Genomic DNA, 20,286 nt, shown 5'->3' with positions numbered 1-20,286 from the left:
CTCAAGCAGCGTTAGTCGCCGGATCGCGGTAGGCGAGCAGCCTGAGCGCATTGATGACGACGAGCAGTGTCGATCCCTCATGAACCGCTACCGCCGGCCCAATCCCGAGACCGAGGATGGTGGCAGGCACTAGGAAGGCGACGACACCCAAGCTGACAAAGACATTCTGCCGGATGATTCCACGGGTATGCCGACTAAGGCCCACCGCGAATGGCAGGTGCGCCAGATCGTCAGCCATCAGGGCAACGTCGGCTGTCTCTAATGCAACATCCGACCCCGCCGCGCCCATCGCGATGCCGACTGTGGCGCTTGCCATCGCTGGCGCGTCGTTCACGCCGTCGCCCACCATCGCGACCTTATCTTCGCCGGCGAGTTTCTTGATCGCGGCAACCTTGTCTTCAGGCATGAGGTCGCCCCACGCTTCATCGATCCCGACTTCGTTGGCGATCGCTTCGGCGACTTTCTGGTGATCGCCCGAGATCATTATCATCCGCGACACGCCCATCTCGTGCAGCCGGCGCAGCGCGGTCTTGGCAGCTTCGCGGGGTGTATCCATCAGGCCGATCGCACCCAGGTCGCGATCTCCCTTGCGGACGACCATCGTCGTGCGGCCGTTCTCGCGCAGCTTCGCGATCGCGTCCTGCGCCCCCTGCCCCAGCGCCGGAATACCTTCCTTCCCGAACATCTCGGCCTTGCCGATCCACACCGTCTTGCCATCCACGCTCGCGGTGACGCCCCGACCGGTCAGGCTTTTGAGGTCGCCGGCAATCGGCTCGGCACGATCGTTCAAACGTTCGCGGCCGTCCTTGACGATCGCTTGGGCCAGAGGATGGTCGCTCAACGCTTCGACGGCGACGGCCAGCGCCAGCAGCTCGCCTTCATCGGCACCATCGACGGGCACGACATCAGTGATGCGCGGACGACCTTCGGTCAGCGTGCCCGTCTTGTCGAAAGCGATCGCTTTGAGCGACCCGAGGTTTTCGAGTGGTGCACCGCCCTTCACGAGCACGCCGCCCCGCGCTGCACGGGCAACGCCCGACAGGACGGCACTCGGCGTTGCGATTGCGAGCGCGCACGGGCTTGCCGCCACCAACACCGCCATCGCGCGATAGAAGCTGTCGCGGAACGGCTCGTCGACGACCACCCATGCGAATAGCAGGAGCACCGACAGGATCAGGACAGCAGGTACGAAGATCCGCTCAAACCGATCGGTGAAGCGCTGCGTCGGCGACTTCTGCGTCTCCGCTTCGCTCACCATCTTCACGACCTTAGCAAGCGCGCTTTCATTGGAACGGCGTGTCACCTCGATCTCGATCGCGCCGCCGCCGTTGATTGTACCGGCAAAAACCCGGCTTTCCGCGTCCACTGCATCAGGCTTTGCCCGCGCCGCTGCGGCATCGGCGACCGGCACCTTGTCGACCGGGATGCTTTCACCCGTCACCGGGGCCTGGTTGATCGCGCTGGTGCCTTTGATGACGAAGCCGTCAGCAGGCAGGCGCTCGTTCGGGCGGACGATGGCAATGTCCCCGACGACCATCTGCTCGACCGGGATTTCGCTGGTCTGCCCGTCGCGTCGCACGGTCGCGGTTTCGGGCGCGAGCTTCGCCAGCGCCTCGATCGCCTTCTTGGCGCGGCCCATCGCGTAATGCTCAAGCGCATGGCCAAGGCTGAACAGGAACAGCAGCAGCGCGCCTTCGGCCCATGCGCCCAGCGCCGCGGCGCCGGCGGCAGCGACCAACATCAGCGTGTCGATCTCGAACTTCTTCATCCGAAGGTTGTCGATCGCCTCGCGCAGCGTGAAGAATCCGCCGAAGAAATAGGCCGCGACATAGCAGGCGGTGGGCAGCCACTCCGGTACGCCGGCAACCAGCCTCTCGATCGCATAGCCGATCCCCAGCAGTGCGCCGCAGGCGAGCGCGAAGATCAGCTCGGTGTTGGGGCCAAGAAACTCGGCATGGCTATGGTCGTGGCCATCGCCAGGACCGTGCTTCTCCTCGTCCGCGCCGTGGCCACCCGGCCCGTGGTCATGGCCAGCATGGTCGTCAGCCGCGACCCGCTTGCCTACACCGACCTTCAGCTTGCGAAGTGCGGCGCGGACCTCCTCTTCGGTGGTCTCCCGGCGATCATACTCGACCCGAACCGAGCCGCTGGTGCTGGCGCTTGCCTGGACGACGCCGGGCAAGGCGCACAGCGCATCGCTGACGGTCCGCGCCCGGCGCGCGTGATTGATACCCGTCACCTGCCAGATCGCATGACCGTAGCGTTCGGTGATTTCGGCACCAGCGGCGCGCACCATTTCGCGCAAGCGGGGCAGCGGCAGTTTGGCGGCGTCAAAATGGATGCACAGCGCCGCCGGCGTGTCGCCGTCGACGCAGATCACATGGGCCCGCTCGACGCCTTCGCGTTTCGACAGGGTCGACACGAGACGGTCCAGACAAGCGTCGGCCGCGTCAGGAAGGTCGGGCAGCAGGACCGGAATATCGAGTTCGAGCTTGTCGTTCATGACGACCTCCTTTCCCTTTTCTTGGTTTCGGCGCGCGCGTCGCGCAGGATTTCGACACCGCCCTTGATGGCGATGATGGCAGTGGCGAAGCCGACCAGCAGGTCCGGCCAGTTGGTGCCCAGCCACAGCACCAGCACGCCGGCGATCAGGATGCCGCCATTGGAAATGAAGTCATTGAAGCTGAAGGTGGTGGCGGCCCGAAGGTTGACGTCCGGATCCTTGAGCCGCTGGAGCAGCCGCAGGCACAGGTAGTTCACGACGCCAGCGATCGCCGACATGACCATCATGGTCGGTCCGATCGGCTCGCTGCCCTGAAGGTAGCGCCGGCCAACGTCGATCAGGATGCCGCCCGCGAAGATCAGCAGCATGACGCCGGAGGCCGTCGCCGCTCGCGTCTTCCATGTCTCGCCCCGGGTGAGCGCCACGAGGCTCAGCGCGTACACGGCGGTATCCGACAGGTTGTCGACGCCGTTGGCGATCAGCGCGCTCGAATCCGCGAAGAAGCCGGAAATAAAGAAGCCAGCCGCGATTGCCGCATTCAGCAGCAGGACAATCCAGAGCGTACGACGCTCTCGCCCGCCATTATTGTCATTGTTCGGGATCATCCCATGATCTCCTCAAGCGTCAGCAGGGCGAGGAACCCCACGAAGAACATCGAGCTGATGAGCGGGGTGTCAGGCTTCTCGTGCGCCTCGACCAGCAACTCCTCCGTGACGAGATAGAGCAGCGCCATCAGACCAAAGCTCAGGAAGCCAGCGACCATTACCGGCGAAAGCGTGGCGACAGGAACGGCCGCGAGCGCGCCGATCGGCAGCAGCAACGCCAATGCCGAAACGATCACGATGATGCGCAGGCGCGAGCGATAGGTTTCCGCCAGCTCGTCGGTCAGCGTCAGACCCAGGAAGAGCACTTCGAGCGTAAGCGCGATCGTCAGCAGGAACCCTGCCTTCTCGCCCGCGACGAACGCGAGGCCGAGCACCAGGCCATCAACCAGAATGTCGATGCCGATCGCCGCCAGCAACGCCATCGGTCCCTTGAAGCGGGCCTCGAAAGCCTTGAGCCCCAACATCGTCGCGACACCCGCCGCCCCACCGATCAGCGTCGCGCTGGGCGAAGCCTCATGCTTGACCTGCGGCAGGATTTCGGTCGCTGCCGCCGCAAACACGACGCCGGCGGCGAGATGCTGTAGGCCCGCCACGAGGCCAGGATTCAACTTGGTGCGGCTCGCAATGATCGCGCCGAGCACGACCGCCAGCACAGGCGCAAGCGTGTAGAGCAATGCTTGCATATGCTATGATCCCTCCGGGGTTCGGTGACAGACGCGGATCTTCCCGCCCTGCGTGAAGGCGATCGACCCACCCGCCACGACTGCCCGCGACCGGTCGCCGCGAAACTCATCGCCCGTTCGTTGCGCGTGCAGGATCTCGGTCCTGCCGTTGGGCAGCCAGGTGACAGCCATCTTCAGGCCGTCGTCGATGAAGTCGACATCGGCGCGCGATCCGTCGTCGCAATACATGATGCGTTGCGCGATCAATCGGGGCGTCAGATGCGTTTCATGCGCCGGCTCGACAGGTTCGCTCGGCGCGGGATTGCACGCTCCGGCGACCATACCCGCGAACAGAACGGCGCCGATGCGCGCGGCTGTCAGGCAAGGCAGGTAACGCAAAGCGCGCACCGCACTCACCACAGCACGCCGTGATCGGGCGTCAGCGGCTCAGGGGCTGGCAGTCCCGCCGTCTGAAGAAGGTCGATCTCGATCGTGCGGCACATGGCCGTGAGTGGGACATCGTGGACGCTATTGGCGAACGGATCGGTCAGATCCTCGCCGATGCTCAGCACCGCGAGGAAGACGAGTCCGATCAGCGTCGATCCGATCGGCGTGGCAAGGCCCAGAGATTCGACCAGCGCGATCGGGAGCAGCACGCAGAACACGCGCGTGAAAAGGTTCGGGAAGAACCTAAAGCCATTAGGCAGCGGCGTGTTCTTGATCCGCTCCATGCCGCCTTGGGCATTGGCGATGTCGATCAGGACGCGCTCGACAGTTGCCTGCTGGATCTCAGTGGTCCGACCTTCCGCGAGCGCGTCGGCGTAGATGCCCGATATGTCTTCCAAGAGCGCGTTGGCAGGGTTCAGGCGACCGACCGCCATATCGGCGACGTCCGTTCCGGCGACCCGAGCAATCTCTTCATAGGGCGACTGTCGGCGAAGCTGGCAGCGCATCGAGTGCGCAAAGGCGATCTGCCGCAGAATGATGTTGTGCCGCATCTCACTGCCCTCGGGTTCCCCCTTGGTCAGGCTGCGCGTGATCCGGGCCAGGCTGCGCGACGCATTGATGAGCGCGCCCCAAAGGGTTCGCGCTTCCCACCAGCGAGCATAAGCAGCGTTGGTGCGGAACCCCATGAAGAGCGCGATGGCAGTGCCGAAAAGCGCCGTCGGCAAAGGCGGTTCCTTAATCGGGGTCATTATGTGGAATGCCGTCACGGCTACGTCCCACACGAACAAGATCGTGAGCGGCTTCCAAACCTCGACAATGATCTGCCTAAACCGTGGTCTCGCGCCAACAATCATATCAACTTTGCCCTAAATCCCTTTGCGATCGTTATCCAATCGGCATGTTCATGATGTCCCGATAAGCGGACAGCAGCTTGTTCCGGACTTGCAGGGTCGCTTCGAAAGTTATGGATGCGCGGCTCTGGATGAGCGCGACGGTTGCAATGTCGGTGGTTTCGCCACGCTCATATGCTTCCGTGACGACATCCTCTTGCTCCTGGGTCTCGTTGACCTTCGCGACCACGGCATTGAGGGTGTCGGCGAAGTTCGACGCCGGAGCGGTGGGCGTCACGCCGGGCGGTGCCGTCGGCTGTGCCTCGCGCAAAGCGCGGCTTCGCGCGATCACTTCGGCGCGAATGACCATCACATTCGAGATCGACGTGTCAGACATCGCTTCTCTCCCGTTGCAGCGCGACGTGTCGGAAGACAGGACGGTTCATCTGGCGCCCTCCCGTTCGCAGGTCCGGGTCCGGCCATCGCCTTCCACGATGGTGAGCTGCGTTCCTTTGAAGGTCGCGGTGGCCGTCTCGCCGACATACTGGAGGCCCTGCGCTGGAGCGGTCAGTGTCACGGGCGTCCCGCTGCCAGAACGCCGCAAATCGATCTGCAGGCCGTTGTCCTTGAAATCGACGAACAGCGGTTCCCGGTCGGAACAGCGATAGGGGTGTCGCCCCATTTCCCCAGTCGCCACAGCGCTGTCGGACGAATGGATTTCTTGCTCCGTTGGGGGAGCCGGCGGCTTGCTTTCCGAGCAAGCTGCCAACCCGGCAACGAGGATGAGGGCGGGTAGTACCCGGATCCCAGGCATCATCGCGCCTTCCTCCTGTAGCGGGAGGGGACGCGCTGACGATTGATCTCACGGGCAGGCTGACCCACCCGCCAGCGCAGATAGGTTGCGAGGCGGTCGTCGGCCTCGATCATCAGGGACCGCAGGCGGCGCAACATCATCGCCGCGAACGGCAGAGAGAGCGCCCCGCGCAGCGTGCAGCTATGTGTTAGCCTGGTGCCACCATCGTCCCCTGCCAGCTCGTACCGCTCTTCGAGCGTGAACAGATAAGGGATGCCGCAGGACCAAGCGAAGGCGTGCGGCTTATCGAATTGATCGACCCGGGCCGGCGTCCGAATTGGCCGGGTGATGCCCTGGATCGCGAAGGTACATTCCGTCTCGCCAAGCAGGCACGGGTTGTCGAGGAATGCGAGCGGACTCCAAGCCCGACGATGATCCGGATCGGTGATCGCCGACCAGATCCGCAGTGGCCCGCCGTGAAGCATTGAGCTGGTTATGGTGCGAGGCATATCCCCATCTCCCAGAGATGAGCGGGGCGATCGCGGACCGCCCCGCTCACCCATCAGGCCAAGTTGTTCACGAAGGTCTGACCGTGGTCGTCCCCTTCATGCTCCTCATTGTAGTGCTCGGGATTCTCGATCACTTTCTGCCCGAACCGGGCATAGAGCGTCGGCAGAACGAACAGCGTCAGCAGCGTCGCCGAGATCAGGCCGCCGATGACGACGGTCGCCAAGGGCTTCTGCACCTCCGCGCCCGCGCCCTCGCCAAGCGCCATCGGCACGAAGCCGAGGCTGGCGACAAGCGCGGTCATGACGACAGGCCGCAGACGCTGCATTGCGCCGACATGGGCCGCCTCTTCGCGCGATAGCCCCGACCGGATCAGATCCTGGATCGAGCTGACCATCACGAGGCCGTTGAGGACCGCGATGCCCGACAGGGCGATGAAGCCCACCGCCGCCGAAATCGAAAAGTCCATGCCTCGCAAGAAGAGCAGCAGGACACCGCCCACCAGCGCGAAGGGCACGCCGGTGAAGACGATCGCGGCATCGCGGACCGATCCCAATGCGCCATAGAGCAGCAACAGGATCAGGATGAAGCAGGCCGGAATAACCAGCTTCAGCCGCTCGCTTGCCGATTGCAGGTTTTCGAATTGGCCGCCCCATTCGAGATAGGTACCGGCAGGCAGCCGAACCTGGCTGGCGATCGCTGCCTGCGCATCCGCAACCACCGATCCGACGTCGCGGCCACGCACGTTGGCTTGCACCACCACGCGCCGTTTGCCGTTCTCGCGGCTGATCTGGTTGGGACCGTCGACCACCTTGATCTCGGCGACGCTGGACAGCGGCACATAGCCGCCGCCTGCGACCGGCACCTGCACCTGCTGGAGCAGGCCGATGTCGGCGCGCTGCGCCTCAGACAGGCGGATCACCACCGGGAAGCGACGATCGCCCTCGAAGATCTGGCCCGAGGTCCGCCCGCCGATCGTGGCAGTCACGGTGTCCTGCACGTCTTGCGCCGTGACGCCCAGGCGCGCCATCGCGTCACGATTGACGCGGATGTCGAGCATGGGAAGACCTGTCGTTTGCTCGACTTTCACGTCCGCGGCACCCTGCGTCTTACGCAGCGTCGCAGCGATTTGCTCGGCCGTCCGGTTCATCTGGTTGAAGTCGTCCCCGAACACCTTCACCGCGATGTCACCGCGCACGCCGGCGATCAGCTCATTGAAGCGCATCTGGATGGGCTGGGTGATCTCGTAGGCATTGCCCGGGATCTTCGCGAGCTTACCCTCGATCCGGCTCACCAGCTCCTCCTTGGGAAGCTCAGGATTCGGCCAATCCTTGCGCGGCTTCAGGATAACGAACATGTCGGTTGCGTTCGGCGGCATCGGGTCGGCCGCCAGCTCGGCGGTGCCCGTCTTGGAATAGACGAACTGCACCTCCGGCTGCTTCGACATCATTCGCTCGATCGGCACCTGCATCGCCTGGCTCTGCTGGACCGACGTCGCCGGAATACGGAGCGACTGGATCAGCAAATCGCCTTCATCGAGCTGCGGCAGGAACACCGAGCCGAGCGTGGTGAAGGCCAGCGCCGCCACCACAAGGCTCGCGACACCCGCCCCGATCGTCACGGTCGGACGCTTCATCGCCCGATCAAGACCAGGTTCGTAGCGCTTCTTCAGCCACGTGATAATGCGGCCGTCCTTCTCCTCAACCTTCTTCGATAGCCAGATCGCGATCATCGCCGGCACGAAGGTGAGAGAGAGGATGAAGGCGAAGGCGAGCGCGATGATGACGGTGAGCGCCATCGGCACGAACGTCTTGCCCTCCACGCCGGTCAACGTGAGCAGCGGCACATAGACAAGGATGATGATCGCCTGCCCGTACACCGAGGGACGGATCATCTCACGCGCAGCGGAAGCCACGGTCGCGAGCCGTTCCTTGACGCTGAGCAATCGTCCTTCATGATGCTGTTGCTCGGCAAGCCGGCGCAGCGCGTTTTCGACGATGATGACAGCGCCATCGACAATCAGACCGAAGTCCAAGGCGCCGAGGCTCATCAGATTGGCGGAGACACCGGCACGCAGCATCCCGAAGCCGGTCAGCATCATGGTAATCGGGATGACCAGCGCCGCGATCAGGGCCGCACGGAAGTTGCCGAGCAGCAGGAAGAGCACGACGATGACCAGCACCGCGCCTTCGGACAGGTTTTTCGCGACCGTCTTGATCGTCGAATTGACTAGCTCGGTGCGGTTCAGCACCGGCTGAATTACGACGTCAGGAGGCAGCGAAGCGTTGATCGTCTTCAGTTTCTCAGCGACCGCGGTCGACACGATGCGGCTGTTCTCGCCGATCCGCATGATCGCCGTGCCGACGACGACTTCGGTACCGTTCTCCGATGCCGAACCCATGCGGATCGCCTGACCCGTCTTCACAGTCGCAACTTGTTCGACCGTGATCGGCACGCCGTTACGTGTCGCGATCACGGTCCTGGCCAACTCGCTGGCATTGCGAACGAGCGCATCCGAGCGAACAGCCAGACCTTCGCCATTGCGATTGACGAAGCCACCGCCGACGCTGGTGTTATTGCGCTCCAGCGCATTTCCCAGGTCCGTCAGCGTGATGCCGAGCGAGGCCAGCTTCTGCACGTCGGGCACGACGAGGAACTGCTTGGCGTAACCGCCAATCGAGTCGACACCGGCGAGGCCCGGTGTGGTCTTCAGAAGCGGCGTCACGATCCAGTCCTGCGCGGTGCGCAGGTAGGTCGCCTTGTCCTCTTCGGTCGTCAGTCGCTCGCCCTCTGGCGTGATGTAGCTGCCATCGGGCTGTTGGCCCGGTTCACCGGGCTTGTGCTTGTCGTCCTCGCGATGATCGAGACGAACGGTGTACATGTACACCTCGCCCAGGCCTGTCGCGATCGGACCCATTTCAGGGTTCACGCCGTCGGGCAGATTCTCTTGCACGCCCCGCAGACGCTCGCCCACCTGCTGGCGGGCGAAATAGATGTCCGTCGCGTCCGAAAAGACCGCCGTGATCTGCGCGAAGCCGTTGCGGCTCAACGAGCGCGTATATTCCAGGCCGGGGGTGCCGGCGAGCGCGGTTTCGATTGGAAACGACACCTGCTTCTCGACCAGCTCGGGCGAGAGGGCAGGCGCGCGGACGTTGATCTGGACCTGATTGTTGGTGATGTCCGGCACCGCGTCGATCGGTAGCCGGTAGAGGGAAAAGGCGCCGATGGCGGCGACGATGACGGTGAGGAGCAGGACTAGCCAGCGCTTCTCGACCGCCCAGGTTACGATACGGGCGATCATGGCTTAATCCTCGTGGCTCGCTTCGCCCTTGCCGATCTCGGCCTTGAGCGTGAAACTTCCGGTGGTGGCGATCTGTTCGTTGCCGGTCAGGCCCGACCGGACGATCACCGTGTCGCCCGACGCATCGCCGAGCTGGACCGGGGTCGCCTTGAAGCCGGTGGGCGTGCGCACGAACACGACCGACTTGCCCTCGAAACTCTGGACCGCCGTCGTCGGCACGCGGACCGCCCCGCTCCCGCCGCTGCCCGTGAGCTGCACGGCTGCCGTCACAGGCTCGCCGACCCGCCATTCGCCACCGCGATTGTCGAGCGTGGCGAGCGCCGGCACGAGCCGCGTCTGCGGATCAAGCGCCGGCGACACGAAGGTCACGCGGGCGGTCGCCTGACGGCCTGCCGCCTTCACCAGCACCGTATTGCCGGGACGCACCCGGCCCGCATCCTCGGGCTTGAGATTAAGCGCGATCGACACCTGGCTCAGGTTGGCGATGCGATAGAGTTCGGCATCCGCCGCGACCGTTTGTCCCAGCGTCACGGGGCGCGCAATGATCTGGCCCGAGATCGGCGCGGCAATGCCGAGCCGGTTGAGCCCGCCGCCGCCGACACCCGCCGCCGAAACCATGCTCTGCGCCTGCGTCAGGGCGATCCGCGCCTCCGTCGCCGCTGTGCGGGCGGCGATCAGATCCTGTTCAGGGGAGACTCTCTGCGCGAACAGCCGCTGTTCGCGCGCGAGGTTCGAATTAGCGAGCTGAAGCCGCGCCCGCGCCGCCTCGACCTCGCCCTTGATCTGCGCCGCCTCGCGGCTTTCGATGACAGCAATGGTCTGGCCGCGTCCGACCGATTGGCCGAGGTTACGGGTGAGCGCGACCACGCGTCCCGCAATTGCGGCCGAGACGACCTGCGTTCCCTGTGGGTCGCCCTCGATGATCGCGGGCAGCTCGATCGTCCCGGCCCCGCCGATGATCGGCCGTCCGACCTGGACGCCCGCTGTGGCGATCTGGTCGGCACCCAATGTGACAACGCCTTCACCGGCATGACCGCCTTCAGCACCGCCCTTTTCCGTGCCCGCTGCCGTCTCATTGGCAGCTGCGCCTTCGGCAGTTGCCTCGTTTCCGCCATCCTTGCCGCCGCAGGCAGCCAAGAGCAGGGCGAGCGACGCCGCGCCCGCGAGATAAAAGCTCTTCATCACTGATTCCCCCCATTGGGCGCAGGAGCGGTCAGTCGCTCCACTTGCGCGCGGGCATTCTGGTAATTGGCAAGCGCGTCGATCGCGGCGACCCGCGTTTCGGCGAGCGTGCGTTCAGCATCGAGCAATTCGAGCTGGCCGAACTTGCCCTCGCGATAGCCGATCCGCGCGATGCGGGCGGCCTCCTGTGCAGCCGCCAGCGCCGGCCCCGACGCCGCACGAGCCGTCGTTGCGGCATTGGCCGCCTGCGCCTGCGCGTCCGTGATCGCCTGTTCGATGTCGAGCGCGGTCACGCGGCGCTGCGCATCCGCCTGGGTCCGCTGCGCGGTCGCCTGCGCAATCGCGGCGCGACCATTGTTGAACACCGGGATCGGGATCGACACGCTGAACACCGCCGCCATGTCGTTGGTCGCTTCCAGGCGGCGGATCGACGGCCCGACGTTCAGGTCAGGCACGCGATTGGCGCGCGCGAGCCGCACGCCGGCTTCGGCAATGGAGAAATCCGCGTTGGCTGCCGCCAGCGCGAGTGTGCCGGTCGTGTTGACCGGTGCCAACGGCCCATAGACGTTCACACCGGGAAGGCGATCGAGCAGCGTGTCATCGAGCAGGCCGTCGATCGGCCGTCCGATCCGACGCGCCAGATTGGCGCGGGCCGCCTCGGCCAAGCGAAGCTGCCGTTCCACATTGGCGTCGGCATTGATACGCGCGACATCCGCGCGCTGTTGCTCGAGTGGCGATGCCCGCCCTGCCTGCACGCGAACGCTCGCGGCCCGCAGCGCATCGCTGGCGATCCGGGCCTGATCGCGGGCTGTCATTACCCGGCGATCGGCCGCGACCGCTTCGACATAGAGCTGCGTTACCTGAAGCCGGACATCCGCCGCGATGATCGCGGCCTGGATCTCGGCCCGGGACAATTGCGCATTGGCGACCGCGACGCGGGCGCCGCGCTTGCCGCCTAGCTCGATCGGGATCGCAAAGCCGACCGTGGTTTCCGCGCTGCGGACCCCCCGATACGGCCCGGAGCCGATGACATTCTCGACTTGGCCTTGAACCACCGGATTGGGCCGCAAGCCGGCGACTGTGCGACCTGCACGGGCCGCGTCGATTCCAGCTGTCGCCGCTTCCGCAGCAGGGGCCGAACCGCCCGCTGCACTGACCGCTTGGTCAAGCGTGTAGACCGGCGCATCCTGCGCAACAGGCGCGGACGGTCCGACCTGCGCCTGCGCCATCGTGGCGCAAGACGCTGCGGCCAGCATGGCCGCGAGGATACGATTCATGAAAATAGGACTCCTGACGATGATCGACAGGGCGCGCCAACGCACGCCCAAATCGGACGTCAGGCTTGGGGGGGCCTCAAATGGACCATGCCGGTGCGGCCGTCGAGCGACGCAGAGGCGGAGATTGTCGGCTTGGGCACTGTGAGGACGGGGGTATATTCCATCGTCGTGCGCGCAGGCGCGCCGACGTCGTGTCCGTGACAATAATTGTGATGATGCGGGACATTCTTGTCCGAGTCCGATGGCACCTGATCGATGTCACCGGCGGTATGGACCGTGAACTCAACGCCCGCGATGCTTCCCCCCGCCAGATCGGCGGCATGGGCCATGCCGGAGAAGCTGGTCAGGACCAGCATCAGGCATGTCAGGAAAGGCAAAAAGGCTCGCACTAGCTTGCCTCTATCACGGAAGGGTTTTCATGTCATTGCACTAATTCGAACCAAGGGTCACTGAGCCGGAACCCGAGCGGGATCGGTCGCGCCCGTTCCAGGCGAACCCGACCGCAATGGCGACCGCCATCAGGAGTTGCGCCAGCACCGATTGCCAAGTGGGAAACACGCCGAGCATCGACAGCCGTGGCACGTCCGCGAGCGGTGCGATGTTGATAAGGCCGGCTTCCTGGAGCGCGGCGACGCCTTTACCCGCAAGCACGACGGTCAGAACGGCCATGAGCCAGGAGCTATAGCGGAAGAACTGCGCGATCGGCAGCTTGCGACTGTAGCGAAGCATGGCCCAAGCGATCAGGCTGAGCAGTCCAATCGCCGACCCGGCCCCCGCGAGAAGCATCCCGTTGTCACCTTGCGCCGAAAGCGCGGCATAGAACAGGATCGTCTCGAAAACCTCGCGATAGACGACCACGAAGGCGAGTCCGAACAGGAACCAGCCCGACCCGCCCGAGAGCGCCCGCGACATCTTCTCGCGAATATAGCGCTGCCACTGATCGGCTTGCGCCTTACCGTGCATCCAAATCCCGACCGAGAGCAGCACGACCGCGGCGAACAGCGAGCCGAACCCTTCGGTCAGCTCCCGGCTCGCGCCGCTGATCCCGATTGCATAGGTGGCGACCGCCCAGGTGATTCCGCCCGCGATGATCGCGCTGACCCAGCCGCCATGAACGTAGCGCAGCGCCTCGCCGCGGTCGGCTTTACGCAGGAATGCGATCATGGCGACGACGATGAGCAGGGCCTCAAGCCCTTCACGCAGCAGGATCGTGAACGCGCCCAGGAACGTGGACGCCTCGGTGGCGGCATCGGGCGCGAGCGCCGCTTCTGCATCATCGAAAAAGCCGCCCAGCACCGTGACCTTCTCCGCGAGATCATCGGGCGATGCGCCCCGGTCGATCGCGGCGCGGAACTCCCCCATGGCGCCCTCGATTCGGCCCATCAGCGTCGCGTCGCGCGCGGTGAGCGTTGGTTCGATCGGCTCGAACCCATCGAGATAGGCCGAGAGCGCCAGCTCTTTCGCCATGCGCGCATCGCCACGCCGGGCAGCGGCCACGCTTTCGGCGAGCTTGGCGCGGGCGACCACGAGCGAGCCGGGAGCCTGTTGCATCACCTGTTCGGGATGACGACGCAGGAACGCGAGCACGGCTTCAGCCTTGGCGCCGCCGATTGCCGCGCCGAGCCCGGCCGGGGTGAGCGCGACCAGGGCTTTCAGGTCCGGAATGCGCCGGCGAAGTGTCGGGTCGGATTTCCAAAGCTGCTCGCCTTCGCGCGCCTGCGCGTCCGTGAAGGCGAAGCTCCCGGCTCGGAATGCTACCGCCCAGCGCTGATCGTTCGGCAGATCGGCGAAGCTCTGCATCGCCGTCCCGTCGATGCCCTGCGTCACCACCTGATAGAGCGCGAAGACGCTGCGCTGGCGCGCACGTTCGGCATCGGTAAAGGCGATCGGGGGTGTCGCGAGCTTGGCGGCGTCGGGGCCACGGCCGTTGCCCGTCATGCCGTGACAGGACGCGCAGGATTGTTGGAACAGGGCATGGCCGGAGACGAGGTTCGGAGCCTTATCGGGCGCGAGCGGCACCGGGTAGGCGCGCAGCAGATCGGCCGCGAGCCCGTGCGCCAGTGTTGCCACCTGTTCAGTCGATCCCTTTTCCGCGATTACCGCTTGGAGGTTGGCGGCCCGCTGAATGAGGGCTTGGCGCTCCGGCTTCGCCGGCAGGCCTTGAAGCCGTGTCGAGACCGACGCGGCAAACTCATTCATTTCGGCGTATTCCGACGCGCTCTTGATCCGACCGTTCGCGACCGCGCCTCCATAATCGACGGCCATATAGTCGAGCAGCCGCCATGCGGTTTGCACGTCGCCGGGTTCGGCGAATGCCGCAGCAGGGATCAGCAGCGCAGCGAGCGCGGCGAGCAGCCGCAGCGAGAGCATTGCCCGGATCAAGGTGAGCAGACGCACTACCGCTCTCCCAGTTCGCGCCGAGCGCCAGTGACGATTTCATAAGCGGAGTGGAGGAACAGGAGGGCGATGAGGCCGGCGACGGCGAGGTCCGGCCAGGCGCTTCCTGTCCACGCCACCAGACCGGCCGCGGCGATCACCGCGACATTGGCGAGCGCGTCGTTGCGGCTGAACAGCCAGATCGCGCGAACATTGGCGTCCCCTTCCCGGAAACGCGCAAGCACCAAGGCGGACACGACATTGATCGCGAGCGCGACAACGCCGATTGTGCCCATCAGTTCGGCATCCGGCGCGGTTGCGTTCAGGGCGCGCCAAATCGCGAAACCGATTACGCCCACGCCAAGCGCACCGAGAAACAACCCCTGCGTCAGCGCGACCTTTGCCCTCGCCCGTGCGGACCAGGCAAGCGCGAGAAGACCGATAAGGCTGATCGACCCGTCCCCGAGAAAATCGAGGGAATCCGCTTTCAGCGCTTGGCTATCGGCGATGAACCCGCCGAACAGCTCGGCGACTCCGAAGCCGAGGTTGAGCACCACGACGGTCAGCAGCGCACGGCGATAGGCCGGATCGGTTTGCGCGCGCGCGGGCTCCCCGTGGCACCCGCAGCTTTCGGTAGAAGCATTCATGCGGCCTTCCTTACCACCTCCAGTCGCTGTAGAAGCAAGCGAAATGTGCGACACGTTCGCATTAGCAAGGATGGCATGATGAAGCCGGTGATGATTGGGCAGCTCGCCAGCGAGACGTCGACAAAAGTGACGACGATCCGGTTTTATGAGTCGATCGGGTTGCTGCGCTCCGCCCCGCGCACGGCGTCGGGCCGTAGAACCTATGATGCCAGCGACATCGAGCGTTTGCACTTCATCCGCAACGGTCGCCGGCTCGGCTTTTCGGTCGACGAAATACGATCGTTGATGGGGCTGGCGCAGAACCCGGACCAGGATTGTGGTGCCGCCTCAGCTATCGCTGCTCAGCACCTCAAGGATGTGGAGGAGAGGCTGGCGCAACTCGCGGTGTTGCGGGATGAGTTGGCAATGCTCAGCCAGAGCTGCACCAAGGCGCGCATGGCCGATTGTCGGATCATGAAGGCGATCGGCAAAGGCCACCCTCAAGCCGATCAGTAATAGTCGGCTAGCCTGAGGTCGCGCACATCACCCGAGGCCATCGTCAGCTTTACGAGGGTGCCAGCAGGCCGGGAGCGCACTTGCCAGAGCTCCCCACGCGTATAGTTCGCATCGATCGAATGGCCGTTCACCGCCACGATCCGGTCGCCGACCGCCCAGCCAGCCTTTTCCGCAGGACTGTTCGCCGCGACATGAACGACGGTAAGCGCCGTTGGTGAAGCTGCGAGGCCAAGACCGCTACGATCCTTCAGCATCGGCAGACGGTGACGAGGATCGATCGGCCGGAGCCACACGAACCCGGCCGTCACATCGAATACCACGTCGAATTGAGCGATCAGCGGTAGGCCGACATTGCCAACCGTGCTGGTGGAGAGCCAAGCTCTCATCCCGAGTGTGGGGACGTTCGAGACGCCAAGCCCTTCAATGTTGATGTTCTGGGTTGTGAAAGCATCGTTGACTCGCACGCCATCGACGCCGCCGATCGCCGCGGTCGAGACGAGCTTCCCGTTCAACAGCCCTTGATCGCGGGCATAGGCCGACGAGAGCATCAGCGCGGCCGAGCTGCCAAGATCGATCATCAAGGGCACGGGAGACAGGCCCTCGACGGAGGCCCGGATGAACAGCTCCTGCTTGGCACCGCGCCCGAGCGCGGCAGCGCGCCAATCAGGGCCGGCGAGGAACGTCCCCGACTTGACGACCGCCATACGCCTGTTCGCGAAATCGAGCGCGATGCAGCTGCCCGTGAACATATCGGCACCGAGGAGAATATCGATCGGTCGTCCGAAGGCCGCCGACACAGCACCTAGATCACCGACAACAGCAAAGGGGAGACGACGGGTTTCGCGGGCGAGCTGTACGTCGATGTCGCGGACCAGCAGCACCGGGGCCTTGGCGCTCAGCCCGCTAATCATGCGCCGCTCACCATTGTTCAAGCCGAGCTTCGCCGCGAGCGCCGTGCTCATGATCGACGCGCCGCTGCCACTGTCGAGCACCGCCCGCACCGGCACGCCGCCCACTTGCGCCAAAACAAGCAGGGTATCACCCGTGCCGACTTCCAGCGGCTCCCATTCGAGGTGAGCCGCGCCAAAGTTCCACGAGCCCGCAGACCGGGAAGTCCGTCGCGCGAGCGTTGGAGAACCGAGCACCAAGCCGGTTCCACAGGCCAGCAGCCGCGCCACTAATGAGCGTCGAGACATACCGATTGCTTCAGCACGGGCCGTCAAAAAGCCACCTCCAGCCCCCCGTCCGCAGGAGAGCAAATTGCGGTTACATGCTCCAGCCACTGGAGGAGCAAGGGCTTTTTAAGCGCCCGAAATGCTATCCTGTTCAAATGCCCTCTCGAAAATGAGCAGTTGAGGCAGGTCAGAACCGGTCGAATAAGACCGAAGTAGGCAACTTCCGCTTGCGCGACCTTGGGCGAGCAGGACCCCAGTTCACGAAGGAACGTGAAGCTATCGCCTCACCCGCAGCAGCCCGTCACAGTCCCGTTTGCTTTCGCCTCCTGGATTGGAGGGCATGGGACATCGCCAAATGAGCAGAACACGCAGCAGTCGCCGGCCAAGGGCCGCAGCACCACCGCGCAATGCCGGCAATCATAGAAAAACTGGCAGGCGTTGGTGGGCATCCTTTCGGTGGCCACCCCGCCGCATTTGGGACAGGTCAGGGTTGAGGTGAGCTGCATCAGGAAAGCGCGTTCATCAGCGGCGCTTCTAGGAGGTCCCAGGCGAACGCGATAAGCGTCAGAACCGTTCCAATCGCGAGCAGGATAGGTGTCGCGCGCGAGGGCAGCGGCATTGTGCAGGACCGGTCCCCAGCACAGGACCTCCGACGCTGCGCGTAGGCCCACCACCCAGCAGCCAAGCCGATGAGCGAGGTCGCCGTTAGCGGCCACCTTAGTGGCATCAGCGCGGCGAAGTTGCTGGACAGGCCCGCCCCCAGGCCGAGCGCCGCGAGTGCGAGGGGCAGGACGCAGCATGACGCCGCAGCTAGAACAGCGGCTAAGCTCGCAAGCGCGCCGAGGGCGGATAGCCCCGTGTCGGCGCGACGTCGTGACGTTGGTGCGCTTAGGGTTTCACGCGGGATGCTCTCTTGGTTCATCTATCGCCTCTAGCGGGTTAGCCCGTTATGCATCCTGTAGTGACTACAGGAGCAAGCGGTATATGCGCGTTGAGGAAAGCATTGCGATCGGCGAGCTGTCTCGCCGGACTGGCGTGAATATCGAGACGATCCGGTACTTCGAGCGCGTTGGTGTTCTCGCAACGCCACCCCGCACAAGCGGCGGGCGGCGGGTATATGGGACCGGTCACGTCCGCGCACTTGGGTTCGTCCGTCGCGCGCGCGAACTCGGCTTCTCCCCGGCCGAGGTGCGCGCGATCCTGTCTCTTGGCGGTTCTGCGCAGGCGTCATGCAGTGAGGTCCGCGAGATCGCGGCTCACCATCTAGAGCGTGTGCGCGCTAAGATGGAGGATCTGGCGCAACTAGAAAGCCTGCTGGCTGCGACCATCGACCGTTGCGAAGGCGACGGGGCGGCGAGGTGCGCCGTGATCGACTTGCTGAACCAACATTCGACTGCGTAGATGTCGCATCGCACCCCGTACTCGCGCAAACGGTCGATAACGGAGCCGATCACCATCACCACGGCACGCGGCCCTAGCCACCTATGTGGACGTTGCGCATCACGAAGCCGCTTTTCGGAAGCGCTGGCAGCCTGGCGAAATCGATGCTCAGGTCTTGGTCCGGTACGTCATAGCGCATCGCGTTGACGAGGAGGTGTGCCGCCGCCTTCATGATCGCGAGGACGATCCATTCGCCGGGACAGCGATGGCCGAGATAGTGATCGCCGCCGCCCTGCGGAATGAAGTTGAAGGAGTCTTCGTCCCAAGCCCTGAAACGCTCAGGGCGAAACTCCTGGGGGTCGGCCCAGGTCGCTGCGTCGTGATTGCTCCCATAAAGGTCTAGCACCACTTGACGCCCTTCCGGAAAGGCCATCCCCTCCCACTCGAAATCTTGGCTCGCGCGCGCCACCACAGCGGGAAAGAAGGGATAGAATCGGCGGACCTCTTGGACGAAGAGCTCGGCATAGTCCGGCTGCTGAACCAAGGCCGCCCTGATCCCTGAACAGGTTTGCAGCGCGTGGGCGACGAAGGTGATGTACACTGCGATCGCGACGGTCGGGCGAAGGACATTTACCAGTTCGACCGCTGCGACGTGCGGCGAAAGAAGATCGTCGTGCCGGTCGCGATGCCAGGCTATCGCGTAAGCCGCGGTCCCCGAGCCCGAGCCGATGCTCCCGGCCCGAATGCCTTCAATGATCCGCTTCGCCCATGCGTCGACGCGACGACGGGCCAGCCGTGACCAAAGATGCCTTGGGCTCGCCGAGCCGGCGGCGTCGAACAGCGCCCGCAGCTCGCCCGCGCGGTTGCCGGCTTCATCGTCCGGAAGAGGAACTCCCGCCCAAGCGCATACCGCTCGCGTCAGCGGCTCATGCAACTCGTCATAGAAGACGATCTCTCCTTTGCGCGTCCAGCCCGGCACCGCCCTGCGCCACTCGGCCTCGAACAATTGCGCCAGCGCCCGCACGCGCTCTGGTGTCATCAGGCCCATGAACATCTGCTTGCGGTGCCGATGGGTCTCGCCGTCCAGACCCTGAACGCCGCCTTGGCCCAGCAGTGTCTTCTGAATAGCGACCGGCATGGCACCTTCGCGCTCGAAGCGGGTCGTATCGTAGAAGATTTCGGCGGCCTTGGCCCCCTTAAGGCAGTTGGTCTTTTTCAGCAGGAAACGGGATTCAAAAGCGTTTGCGCCTAGGCGCTGGCACTGCCTGGAGATGAACCGATAGGGATCGGCGAGGAGAGAAAGGGTTTCGTCCGGGCCTTTCGTGTGTGGTGTCTTAGGCATGACCGGTCCGGTGATTGTTGGGTCTCCTTTGATTAACTCGGAGGAATATCACGGGTTGCAGGCTCACGACAGGTGACGAACGAGGACGATCAGGGCGGAGCAGGCGCGGCCGAGGCGTTCGAGGCCATGCGCGGCGAGCTGGCGCTGCGCCGTGGAGGGCTTGGCGGCCGAGCGCGGCGATCGACATACCCGACCATACCGAGACGCTTGGCGTGCTCCAGCAGAACGTGAACACGGCAGGCGAGAACGTCGCGCGCATCGGCCAATTCCTGAAAGCGGCCCCGGCGCTGGCGATGACGCCGGAGCAGATGGCGCAGCGCATCGCCGCGGCGGGCAGCGCCGCCCGGCGCGAGGATCAGGCGGCGCTCGCCAAGGCGGGCGAGGACAAGGCCCGCATCATGGCCGATCTTCGCGCCATCGCCGGGTCCGCATGGACACGCGCCGACCAGAAGAATCGGCAGCTATGGTTTGCCCTGGGTGGGGTGGCGGCCGGCATCCTCGCATGGGCGATCGTGCCGGGCCTGGTCGCGCGCGAGATCGCACCGGCGAGCTGGCAATGGCCCGAGCGCATGGCGGCGCGGACGCTCGACTTGCCCCGCTGGGAAGCCGGGCAGCGTATGATCCAGAGCGCCAGTCCCACCGCGTTCCGCGCCATCGTCGGGGCCGACAGGATCGTGACGGCCAACCGCGCGGCGATCGAGGGGTGCGGCAAAGCCGCAACGCGAAACGCGTGAAACGGTGCGACGCACGATCACGCTCAAGTG

General features: G+C 64.8%; 21 protein-coding genes. 3 read left to right on the top strand and 18 right to left on the bottom strand.

The window, feature by feature from the left end:
• Position 1: 1 nt before the first annotated feature.
• From ACP690_RS14280 to ACP690_RS14215, 14 genes are all read right to left on the bottom strand, one after another.
• Positions 2-2,503 carry a heavy metal translocating P-type ATPase gene (locus ACP690_RS14280; RefSeq protein WP_017980812.1) on the bottom strand — a complete coding sequence of 834 codons (2,502 nt, stop codon included), beginning with the start codon at positions 2,501-2,503 and terminating at the stop codon, positions 2-4.
• On the bottom strand, positions 2,500-3,108 hold the full coding sequence (locus ACP690_RS14275; protein WP_017980811.1) for a cation transporter: 609 nt from the start codon (positions 3,106-3,108) through the stop codon (positions 2,500-2,502). The genes ACP690_RS14280 and ACP690_RS14275 overlap by 4 nt, the downstream gene beginning before the upstream one ends.
• Positions 3,105-3,791, bottom strand: coding sequence for a ZIP family metal transporter (locus tag ACP690_RS14270; protein WP_017980810.1), 687 nt, complete (start codon positions 3,789-3,791; stop codon positions 3,105-3,107). The genes ACP690_RS14275 and ACP690_RS14270 overlap by 4 nt, the downstream gene beginning before the upstream one ends.
• A gap of 3 nt (positions 3,792-3,794) precedes the next feature.
• Positions 3,795-4,187, bottom strand: a complete 393-nt coding sequence (locus ACP690_RS14265) for a hypothetical protein (protein WP_020486675.1) — start codon at positions 4,185-4,187, stop codon at positions 3,795-3,797.
• The gene (locus ACP690_RS14260; RefSeq protein WP_024310664.1) at positions 4,184-5,071 is read right to left on the bottom strand and encodes a bestrophin family protein; all 888 of its coding nucleotides are present in this window, start codon (positions 5,069-5,071) and stop codon (positions 4,184-4,186) included. Before ACP690_RS14260 ends, ACP690_RS14265 begins: the two co-directional genes overlap by 4 nt.
• Before the next feature lie 31 nt (positions 5,072-5,102).
• Positions 5,103-5,444, bottom strand: coding sequence for a flagellar hook-basal body complex protein FliE (fliE, locus tag ACP690_RS14255; RefSeq protein ID WP_017980807.1), 342 nt, complete (start codon positions 5,442-5,444; stop codon positions 5,103-5,105).
• Positions 5,445-5,489: 45 nt separating this feature from the next.
• Positions 5,490-5,864: a hypothetical protein gene (locus ACP690_RS14250; RefSeq protein ID WP_024310663.1), complete on the bottom strand. Its 375-nt coding sequence runs from the start codon at positions 5,862-5,864 to the stop codon at positions 5,490-5,492.
• Complete coding sequence (locus tag ACP690_RS14245) at positions 5,861-6,349, bottom strand: polyketide cyclase (protein ID WP_017980805.1); 489 nt, start codon at positions 6,347-6,349, stop codon at positions 5,861-5,863. Before ACP690_RS14245 ends, ACP690_RS14250 begins: the two co-directional genes overlap by 4 nt.
• A gap of 53 nt (positions 6,350-6,402) precedes the next feature.
• Positions 6,403-9,648: an efflux RND transporter permease subunit gene (locus tag ACP690_RS14240; RefSeq protein ID WP_017980804.1), complete on the bottom strand. Its 3,246-nt coding sequence runs from the start codon at positions 9,646-9,648 to the stop codon at positions 6,403-6,405.
• A gap of 3 nt (positions 9,649-9,651) precedes the next feature.
• Positions 9,652-10,830, bottom strand: coding sequence for an efflux RND transporter periplasmic adaptor subunit (locus ACP690_RS14235; RefSeq protein ID WP_004212877.1), 1,179 nt, complete (start codon positions 10,828-10,830; stop codon positions 9,652-9,654).
• Positions 10,830-12,107 carry a TolC family protein gene (locus ACP690_RS14230; protein ID WP_017980803.1) on the bottom strand — a complete coding sequence of 426 codons (1,278 nt, stop codon included), beginning with the start codon at positions 12,105-12,107 and terminating at the stop codon, positions 10,830-10,832. The genes ACP690_RS14235 and ACP690_RS14230 overlap by 1 nt, the downstream gene beginning before the upstream one ends.
• A 59-nt stretch (positions 12,108-12,166) precedes the next feature.
• The gene (locus ACP690_RS14225) at positions 12,167-12,463 is read right to left on the bottom strand and encodes a hypothetical protein (RefSeq protein WP_007406840.1); all 297 of its coding nucleotides are present in this window, start codon (positions 12,461-12,463) and stop codon (positions 12,167-12,169) included.
• Between the two features lie 73 nt (positions 12,464-12,536).
• Positions 12,537-14,504, bottom strand: coding sequence for an FTR1 family protein (locus ACP690_RS14220; protein ID WP_063690266.1), 1,968 nt, complete (start codon positions 14,502-14,504; stop codon positions 12,537-12,539).
• Positions 14,504-15,130 carry a cation transporter gene (locus tag ACP690_RS14215; RefSeq protein ID WP_004212870.1) on the bottom strand — a complete coding sequence of 209 codons (627 nt, stop codon included), beginning with the start codon at positions 15,128-15,130 and terminating at the stop codon, positions 14,504-14,506. The genes ACP690_RS14220 and ACP690_RS14215 overlap by 1 nt, the downstream gene beginning before the upstream one ends.
• A gap of 75 nt (positions 15,131-15,205) precedes the next feature.
• Between ACP690_RS14215 and ACP690_RS14210 the strand changes: the two genes are divergently transcribed.
• A complete protein-coding gene (locus ACP690_RS14210) occupies positions 15,206-15,625 on the top strand; it encodes a MerR family transcriptional regulator (RefSeq protein WP_007406847.1) in 420 nt (139 codons plus the stop codon).
• On the opposite strand, the gene ACP690_RS14205 is transcribed toward ACP690_RS14210, so the two are convergent.
• The 3 genes from ACP690_RS14205 to ACP690_RS14195 form a co-directional block, all read right to left on the bottom strand.
• Positions 15,619-16,821 carry an aspartyl protease family protein gene (locus ACP690_RS14205; protein WP_338056400.1) on the bottom strand — a complete coding sequence of 401 codons (1,203 nt, stop codon included), beginning with the start codon at positions 16,819-16,821 and terminating at the stop codon, positions 15,619-15,621. The two genes, ACP690_RS14210 and ACP690_RS14205, sit on opposite strands and share 7 nt — an antisense overlap.
• 263 nt (positions 16,822-17,084) lie before the next feature.
• Positions 17,085-17,306, bottom strand: coding sequence for a GDCCVxC domain-containing (seleno)protein (locus ACP690_RS14200; RefSeq protein WP_078462360.1), 222 nt, complete (start codon positions 17,304-17,306; stop codon positions 17,085-17,087).
• The gene (locus ACP690_RS14195) at positions 17,306-17,722 is read right to left on the bottom strand and encodes a mercuric transporter MerT family protein (protein WP_063690260.1); all 417 of its coding nucleotides are present in this window, start codon (positions 17,720-17,722) and stop codon (positions 17,306-17,308) included. Before ACP690_RS14195 ends, ACP690_RS14200 begins: the two co-directional genes overlap by 1 nt.
• Positions 17,723-17,784: 62 nt before the next feature.
• Here ACP690_RS14195 and ACP690_RS14190 point away from each other — a divergent pair, with 62 nt between their 5' ends.
• Entirely contained in the window at positions 17,785-18,201 is a 417-nt protein-coding gene (locus ACP690_RS14190; RefSeq protein ID WP_426261594.1) for a MerR family transcriptional regulator, read from the top strand.
• A 73-nt stretch (positions 18,202-18,274) separates the two neighbouring features.
• Here ACP690_RS14190 and ACP690_RS14185 read toward each other — a convergent pair whose 3' ends face one another.
• On the bottom strand, positions 18,275-19,522 hold the full coding sequence (locus ACP690_RS14185) for a cytochrome P450 (RefSeq protein WP_426261593.1): 1,248 nt from the start codon (positions 19,520-19,522) through the stop codon (positions 18,275-18,277).
• Between the two features lie 212 nt (positions 19,523-19,734).
• Between ACP690_RS14185 and ACP690_RS14180 the strand changes: the two genes are divergently transcribed.
• Positions 19,735-20,256, top strand: a complete 522-nt coding sequence (locus ACP690_RS14180; protein ID WP_115381674.1) for a DUF6118 family protein — start codon at positions 19,735-19,737, stop codon at positions 20,254-20,256.
• The last annotated feature ends 30 nt before the right edge of the window (positions 20,257-20,286 follow it).

It is taken from the genome of Sphingomonas sp. DC4900 (assembly GCF_049896485.1).
GTDB lineage: Bacteria > Pseudomonadota > Alphaproteobacteria > Sphingomonadales > Sphingomonadaceae > Sphingomonas > Sphingomonas aquatilis.
This window is presented reverse-complemented; position numbering and strand designations above follow the sequence as displayed.

What these genes read in the sequence shown, in the direction of transcription:
- ACP690_RS14280 (WP_017980812.1), bottom strand. Translation starts at nt 2,503, where the DNA reads ATGAACGACAAGCTCGAACTCGATATTCCGGTCCTGCTGCCCGACCTT.
- ACP690_RS14275 (WP_017980811.1), bottom strand. Translation starts at nt 3,108, where the DNA reads ATGATCCCGAACAATGACAATAATGGCGGGCGAGAGCGTCGTACGCTC.
- ACP690_RS14270 (WP_017980810.1), bottom strand. Translation starts at nt 3,791, where the DNA reads ATGCAAGCATTGCTCTACACGCTTGCGCCTGTGCTGGCGGTCGTGCTC.
- ACP690_RS14260 (WP_024310664.1), bottom strand. Translation starts at nt 5,071, where the DNA reads ATGATTGTTGGCGCGAGACCACGGTTTAGGCAGATCATTGTCGAGGTT.
- fliE (WP_017980807.1), bottom strand. Translation starts at nt 5,444, where the DNA reads ATGTCTGACACGTCGATCTCGAATGTGATGGTCATTCGCGCCGAAGTG.
- ACP690_RS14250 (WP_024310663.1), bottom strand. Translation starts at nt 5,864, where the DNA reads ATGATGCCTGGGATCCGGGTACTACCCGCCCTCATCCTCGTTGCCGGG.
- ACP690_RS14245 (WP_017980805.1), bottom strand. Translation starts at nt 6,349, where the DNA reads ATGCCTCGCACCATAACCAGCTCAATGCTTCACGGCGGGCCACTGCGG.
- ACP690_RS14240 (WP_017980804.1), bottom strand. Translation starts at nt 9,648, where the DNA reads ATGATCGCCCGTATCGTAACCTGGGCGGTCGAGAAGCGCTGGCTAGTC.
- ACP690_RS14235 (WP_004212877.1), bottom strand. Translation starts at nt 10,830, where the DNA reads ATGAAGAGCTTTTATCTCGCGGGCGCGGCGTCGCTCGCCCTGCTCTTG.
- ACP690_RS14230 (WP_017980803.1), bottom strand. Translation starts at nt 12,107, where the DNA reads ATGAATCGTATCCTCGCGGCCATGCTGGCCGCAGCGTCTTGCGCCACG.
- ACP690_RS14225 (WP_007406840.1), bottom strand. Translation starts at nt 12,463, where the DNA reads ATGCTGGTCCTGACCAGCTTCTCCGGCATGGCCCATGCCGCCGATCTG.
- ACP690_RS14215 (WP_004212870.1), bottom strand. Translation starts at nt 15,130, where the DNA reads ATGAATGCTTCTACCGAAAGCTGCGGGTGCCACGGGGAGCCCGCGCGC.
- ACP690_RS14210 (WP_007406847.1), top strand. Translation starts at nt 15,206, where the DNA reads ATGATGAAGCCGGTGATGATTGGGCAGCTCGCCAGCGAGACGTCGACA.
- ACP690_RS14205 (WP_338056400.1), bottom strand. Translation starts at nt 16,821, where the DNA reads ATGTCTCGACGCTCATTAGTGGCGCGGCTGCTGGCCTGTGGAACCGGC.
- ACP690_RS14200 (WP_078462360.1), bottom strand. Translation starts at nt 17,306, where the DNA reads ATGCAGCTCACCTCAACCCTGACCTGTCCCAAATGCGGCGGGGTGGCC.
- ACP690_RS14195 (WP_063690260.1), bottom strand. Translation starts at nt 17,722, where the DNA reads ATGAACCAAGAGAGCATCCCGCGTGAAACCCTAAGCGCACCAACGTCA.
- ACP690_RS14190 (WP_426261594.1), top strand. Translation starts at nt 17,785, where the DNA reads ATGCGCGTTGAGGAAAGCATTGCGATCGGCGAGCTGTCTCGCCGGACT.
- ACP690_RS14185 (WP_426261593.1), bottom strand. Translation starts at nt 19,522, where the DNA reads ATGCCTAAGACACCACACACGAAAGGCCCGGACGAAACCCTTTCTCTC.